This window comes from Cytophagia bacterium CHB2, assembly GCA_030263535.1.
Classification (GTDB): Bacteria; Zhuqueibacterota; Zhuqueibacteria; order Zhuqueibacterales; family Zhuqueibacteraceae; genus Coneutiohabitans.
The window spans coordinates 1-6,835 of the sequence record SZPB01000349.1 but is presented as its reverse complement, the minus strand read 5'-3'; the positions used below and the strand labels follow the sequence as shown (position 1 = coordinate 6,835).

The window sequence follows — 6,835 nt, the reverse complement described above, 5'->3', positions numbered from 1 at the left end:
ATTGCAACGGACAACTTGAGCCTGGTTGACAGCCAAATTGAAAAAAGTGTCCGCGCCGTTTTTCATCAAGAACAGATGCGCCTGCATGAAGAAAAAAACGCTTCATAGGATCAAAATCGCGCATCCGACCCCGGGGCTGCATGTTGGCGGCAAAGAACACGGCATGGTCAATCTGGTTAACCGGATGTCGCCCGAGATCTTTGAAAATTATATTTTCACCTTCAAACAGGGCGGCATTTTGAGCCGCCAGGTCGATCCCCAGCAATGCCACGTGATCACGCTGGGGAATCGCCCGGGCGGCGATGTGCGCATTCCCTTCAAGCTGGCCCGGCATTTTCGCCGCCATCATTTTAATATCGTGCACACGCGTTCATGGAGTACACTCTTGGAAGGCGCCTTCGCGGCAAAAGCGGCGGGCGTTCCGATTCTGATTCATGGCGAGCACGGTTTTATTAAAGACGATACGCGGCTGCATACCTGGGTGCAGCGCCGGGTATGGCATCGCGCCGCGCGCGTCATTTGTGTTTCCAGCGTTCTGAGAGAGAATCTCGTCGCACGCATCGGCTTTCCGCGGGAAAAAATCCAGATTATCAAAAACGGTGTCAATCTCGAACGCTTCGAAGTAACCATCGACTCCTACGAATTTCGCGCGGCGCTCGGCATTCCGCCGGAGTCCCTGGTTTTTGGCAGCATCGGGCGATTTGTGCCGGTTAAAGATTATGCCACGTTGATCAAAGCTGCGAAGGTCGTGGTCACGAAAATGCCGGAGGCCCGCCTGGTTTTTTGCGGCGACGGGCCGCTCAAAAATGATCTGGCCGCACTGGCGGAAAGTTTGGGCATTGCCAGCCACGTACATTTTTTGAATTGGCGCGATGATATTCCCAAGCTGTTGCAGGTGTACGATGTTTTTGTATTGTCCTCCGTCAGTGAGGGAATGTCGAACGCGATTCTCGAAGCCATGTGTGCGGGCCGGCCGGTGGTGGCCACGAATGTCGGCGGCAATCCGGAATTAGTGGTCAATAACAAAACCGGCTTGCTAGTGCCGTCGCAAGACCCGCAGCAAATGGGCGAAGCGATACTCGCCTTGTTGTCGAATACGAAGCGCCGTCAGGCCATGGGCGACGCCGGCCGGCAGCGCATCGTATCGCAATTCTCGCTGCAAGGGATGGTACGAAATTATGAAAGGATGTATGTCGAAGCTGCTTCCCGCCACTTCGATTTTGACCGCGTTTTGCAAGACAAAATCGAGCGGCACTTTGCCGCCTCTGTGATGAATGCCGCGCCGCAATTGGTCGAATGAGTGCAACGGGGTTTCTACAGCCCTAACCCGAACAAGCCGAAACCCAATTTTGCCGCCAAGTCACCAAGGCACCAGGAAAAAACTTAGTGACTTCGTGAATTGGCGGTGAGAGATTTTTCACTTTTTTTGCAACGCTTCAACTTAAACGAGACTACCCTGATTTGCAGACAAGCTGCAAATCAAAGCTTCTGCGAAGCAGCAAAGAACTGTTCGGCGAAACTCGGTGTCTCTGGTGACCATCAGCGATAAAGTTTCTCCACCGAAATGCGCGGAAGTCGCCGAGCATCGCCGCAAAAAACTTTGGCAGGATGATTTATCAGCAGAATTATTTTGAATCGTTCTGCCGATAAATTATTCTGCGTCAAACTTTCAGAATTTTATTCTAACTTTGAGCGCCTTATGGCCCTAAAGACCACGCGATAACGGTGCATTAAGGAAAACATATGCAAACCGAAGTCACCGGCCACCCGGAATTGCTGGAGTTGGCGACCGAGCCGTGGAAGGAACGCATCACCGGCGAAATCCTGACGCGCGTGCAGGAAAACGTGTTGCGCTATTATCCCGAGCTGGCGCGTGAAAAAAGCGCGCGTGTCGTGCTCAGCAAACCGCCGCAGCGCCGCCGGTTCACGTTCATTTTCTGGTTGACGATCGAAAGCCCGGAAGGCCGGCCGCTGAAAAACCTGATTGCCAAGGCCTACCGCATTACGCCCAAAAAAGACGCGCGCGACCAGGACATTCGCTACAAAAGCCAGCGCGAATTTCTGTTTCATCGCGAGGTTTATGACTACTTCAGCGCGCAGGCAGAAGTGTATTCCGTGGTGAGGCCGCTGGACTATTTTCCCGACTTGCTGACGTTGATCGTCGAAAAAGCAGAGGGCAAAGATCTTGGCGTTTTGATCAAAGAAACACGTTATGCGCTGAGCGGCTATCAAACCCGCAAAACCCGGCTGGGCGCATATGTGCAGCGGTGCGGTAAATGGCTTGCCCTCATGCACCGCGGTTTTCCGGCCGGCGCCGCATTGACACTCGAACCCGATCATTTCGAACGGCAAGTCAATCATTATTACAAACGCTTTTGCAAAGCCGGCGGTGAGGTGGAGTTGGCCGATCCCCTCCGGCAGCGCATTTTGGCGGTCAGCCGCAAATTCGCCGGCGCCGAAGTGGCGCAGGCGCATTTGCACGGCGATTTCAAATTGCGCCATCTTTTTTTTACGCCGGAGCGCATCATTCCCATTGATTTCGGCAATGAATTATCCGGCGCGGCCTTCGACGATGTGGCGCGCTTTCTCGTCGAGTTGAAGTTAATGGAATATGGCGCGCGCTTGCCGCTGCACAGCGACTTGATGCCCTACTTGCAGGAACAATTCCTTTTGGGTTATTTGGGATCGGGTTCCTGGCCGCCCTTGTTGCGGCTCTATTATGTCGTCTGGCTTTGGGCCAAGTGGGATCGCCGCTTGAAAAAATTGACCACCAACAAGCGTGTGCGCAAAGCTTTGGATTGGATGCACGCCGGAGGCGTGCAGCGCCTGCTCAATCACACGTATGTCAATAGCTGGTTCAAGCGCGAGCTAACCTCTGAACTTACTATTTTAGAAAAGGAAGTTGACGGTGACAACCATGACGGACACCACCCGCCGCCAAGCCCCGCGTTCCGTTCTCTCAAAGCATGAGGCCAAACGTTGCCGCTTGTTCGCCCGCCTGTCGAAGATCGGGTTTACTCCTGTGCTCCTCCTGCTGCTGGCCTCCATGGCCATGGCGTGCAGCGATGATGCCAAGCAGAGTTTGAGTGACACGGCAAAGAGCATCATCAAAGAAAAAAAGAAATCTGCCGGCAAAAGCGAGGCGAAAGCCCCCGTTCCAATTTCGGTGTATACGCCGCCGCCGCAAAGCCCGCTGGCGCGCAAGGTGCATCCGCGGCTTTATCTGACGCCGGAAGAATTGCCGGCGCTGCGCCAGCGTTTGAAAACTCTTTATCGCGAAGAGTTTCAGAAATATGTCAACGAGCTGGATCGTCATTTTGACGATCTCCCGGAATCGAAAATTGGCGGCATTCTTTATCTCGATACCAAAAACTATGCGTTTTTGTATATCATCGATCCCGCCACGCTGCCCGAGTTCTCCTTCGGCCACAGCCGCGAACAGTATGGCCGCAAAGCGATTGAACACGCCATGTATATCAAGCGAGAGACGCGGCACGATCGCCAATCGTCCGCCGGTTTGCAGGGCGACAACGGCGGTTATCTCAATTTGAGCTTGGCCGTGTCCTACGACTGGTTGCATGCCCTGTTGACGCTTGAGGAAAAGCGCACGCTCGCCGATGCCATGATTCGTTTGTATGATACGCGCGACGACGAAGCCGATCCCGGCAATTATGTCAAGCTCTCCAACCAAGTCACCGGCTACATTCATTCCGGCTGCGCCGGCGCACTGGCCTTGTGGGGCGATGATCTGGGGCCGGGTTACAGCGACAAAGCGCAAGAAATGCTGAATTTTTTCAACGCCGTTTTTCTCGAACGCTCACTTGCGGTGGGTGATAAAGTATTCGAAGGCCCGGGTTGGGGCGAAGGCGCGAGTTACTACATGATGGGAATTACCAACGTCAGTTTCATGGCGGGCGCCGCCTCCACGGCGCTGGGTGAAAATCTTTTCTTCAAACATCCTTTTTTGCGTTACAACGTGCTTTACCTTTTGTACAACATTCTGCCGCTCAAGTTGAAAGATAACTACTACCTTTCCCGGCACGATACCAGCAGTCTGCAAAAAGTGATCGGCAGCAGCACGGGGCGCATCTGCGCCATTTCCGCGGGTGCGCTGCAGCATGAAGACCCTCGTATTGCCGGTTTGGCCAAATGGATGATGAGCGAAAGCGGCTTTGGCCAAAAAATGGAAGATTGGAAGTATTTCGATCCTCGCATCGATTATTTGTTTTTCAAATTCATTTGGGGCAGCGCCGAGGTGACGCCGCTCACGCCGGAACAGGCAGGCATGCCGTTGACCTATAAACTGGCGTTGGGCGAAATTGTCATGAAGTCATCTTTTGATAAAGAAAGCTCGACGCATATCATTTTTTGGGCGCCAAAGTATTGGTACGCCCCGCATGCGCACAAGGACATTGCGAGTTTTACGATTTTCAAGCACGGCAGCCTGGCGTTGGATGCCGGCAGTCCCAAAAATGCCAACGACTTTCCGCGCAGCTCCAGCGCGCGCGAAGCCGTGTTTCACAACATTCTCGGCCTGTATGATCCCGACGAGCCAGAGGACGCCGACGATCGCAATTTTATGAATTTCAGTTTCAGCGCGCGGAGTGAGGCCGATCATTGGCAAGACGAGGAGTATCAGCCCAACGGCCGGAATTATATTGGCGAAATCAAGGCGCTGGAATCGAGTGCGGATTATGATTTTGTCGATTACGACTATTCCGCGGCCTATCGCGGCGGCGACAAGAGCAAAGCGAGTTCGGCGTATCGCCGCTTCGCGTATTTGCGCGGGCCGGAGAATCAGGAATTTGTGCTCATCCACGACCTGGTGGAATCTCCATTCGAAAAACGTTTTCTCTTGCACACCGCCTTCGAGCCGGCGATTGCCGATGATCAAATTACGGTAACGAACAACTTCGAGGTGGCGCACGGGCGCATGATTGTGAAATCGCTGCTGCCCGTGCAAAAGGAAATTCTGAAAATCGGCGGCGAGGCCATGTGGTTTACGGATGCCGACGGCAAGCCGGTGAAATCGCGCGGGCCTTACGTTGACTGGGGCGCCTATTGGACCGGCAGCTATCGCGCCGAAATCCGTTCCAAAAACGGTGAATACCTGACGGTCATGCAAATCGGCGATTCGCGCACGCTGCAGGCAATGGCGCCCGTCACCAAAATCGCATCCGCCGTGTGTTCCGGCGCCTTGATCAACGGCCAGCGGCTGGTGGTGTTCAGCAAAAATACGACGCCTCAGCGTTCACTGAACTATAAAATTTCTGCTCAAGGATTGGTTTCTCATTTGGTCACCGGCCTCACGCCCAACAAGATGATGCAGCTCAAGAAGAACGGCAATGTCTTTTTGAATGTGAAAACCAGCGAGCAGGGCGTGATGTACTTCAAGGACGACCCGCAGGGTTCAGCGACCTACGAGGTAACGGAGTAAACAGACGTTATGGCGATTGTGATTCGCGATGCCGAGCTTAAGCGCGACCGTCAAGTGATGATGGATTGCCTGCTGCGCAACCGGCAGCGCTATGAAAAAAATGACACCTTCGAGCAACGTTTCGATTGGGCCTATTCCGGCAATCCTTACGGCGAGGGCCGGGCGTGGCTGGCCGTTGATGAAGCCGCGAACAAAGTGATCGGTTTCACCTCGGCGTTCCCGCGCCGCATGTTCGTGAATGGCGAATGCATGATTGGCTGGAATTGCGCCGATTTTTCCATTGACAAAGAATACCGCACGCTGGGGGCCGCGATGAAATTGCGCCGCGCCGCCAAACTTTGCGTCGATCGCGGCGAGTTTGCCTTTTTGTACGCGCATCCCAACGATCGCATGCGCGTGGTGCACGAGAAGGTCGGCCATCACGCCATCGGCAAAATGGTGCGCTATGCCGCGCTATTGCGGCTCGATCAAACTCTGGGCGCCAAGCTCGGCAATAATCCGGTTGCGAAAGTATCCGCAGCGCTGGCGAATCCCCTGCTGCGGTTGATGTCGCCGCGCCGTTCCGGTCTCGACAAGTTTCAATTTAGCCTGGCGCAAGAGCAGCGTTTTGGTGAAGAGTATGATCGCTTGTTTGAAAAAGTCAAACACCAGCACAGCGTCATCGGCAGCCGCGATACGGAGTATTTGAACTGGCGCTTCCTGCGTAATCCGCTCTATCGCGCCAAGAGCCTGCGCATGCAACAAGATGGTGAGCTGAAAGGATATGTTTTGTATTACGAAGGCAACGGCATCGCGCGCGTTGCCGACGCGATTGTTGAAGGCAAAAGCGACGAGATAGGCATACTGCTGGCTGGGCTGATTCACCATCTCCGCAAAGACGGCATCAGCTCGATTTCGCTACGGCTGCACAACATGAATCCCCTGCTGGCGCAAGCGCAGCAGCTCGGGTTTCGCTATCGTGACGATGCCACTTCCACTGTGATTGCCTATGCTTCACCGACTTCGCCCTTTGCTCCGGTTGTATTGGAAGGCAAGAATTGGTTTATGACGGTGGGTGATCGAGATATTTAGCAAGGGGCAGGTTGCAAGGGGCAAACAGCGGCGATACTACTTTATGTCATGGCCAACACCATTATTTGTCATTCAGCAGGAATCCTGTGAAGTATCATAAAAATGGCCCAAATCGATTGCAAGTTCAATGATGCTTCAATTGATTCGATTGATCAATTAACCTCGGAGTTTTTTTCTCATGGACATTCGTACCGACATCAAAAATTTTCTCAAAAAGCAAGCACCCAAAGGCGTAGCCTTCAATGACAGCGACAGCCTGCTCGCCAACGGCGTCATCGATTCAATGAAGATGCTCGACCTCATCAGCTTCGTCGAGCAGCAATTCAA

The 6,835-nt window shown here is 53.6% G+C and carries 4 protein-coding genes; all 4 read left to right on the top strand.

All coding sequences use genetic code 11. The features are described 5' to 3' along the window. Positions 1–85 precede the first annotated feature (85 nt). The 4 genes from FBQ85_24310 to FBQ85_24295 all read left to right on the top strand — a co-directional run bounded on the left by FBQ85_24310 (position 86) and on the right by FBQ85_24295 (position 6,508). Complete coding sequence (locus FBQ85_24310) at positions 86–1,300, top strand: glycosyltransferase (protein MDL1878257.1); 1,215 nt, start codon at positions 86–88, stop codon at positions 1,298–1,300. Positions 1,301–1,743: 443 nt separating this feature from the next. After that, positions 1,744–2,970 (top strand): hypothetical protein, encoded by a 1,227-nt coding sequence (locus tag FBQ85_24305; GenBank protein ID MDL1878256.1) that lies wholly within the window; start codon positions 1,744–1,746, stop codon positions 2,968–2,970. Further along, positions 2,909–5,437: a hypothetical protein gene (locus tag FBQ85_24300; GenBank protein ID MDL1878255.1), complete on the top strand. Its 2,529-nt coding sequence runs from the start codon at positions 2,909–2,911 to the stop codon at positions 5,435–5,437. The genes FBQ85_24305 and FBQ85_24300 overlap by 62 nt, the downstream gene beginning before the upstream one ends. Before the next feature lie 9 nt (positions 5,438–5,446). Continuing rightward, positions 5,447–6,508 (top strand): hypothetical protein, encoded by a 1,062-nt coding sequence (locus FBQ85_24295; GenBank protein MDL1878254.1) that lies wholly within the window; start codon positions 5,447–5,449, stop codon positions 6,506–6,508. The last annotated feature ends 327 nt before the right edge of the window (positions 6,509–6,835 follow it).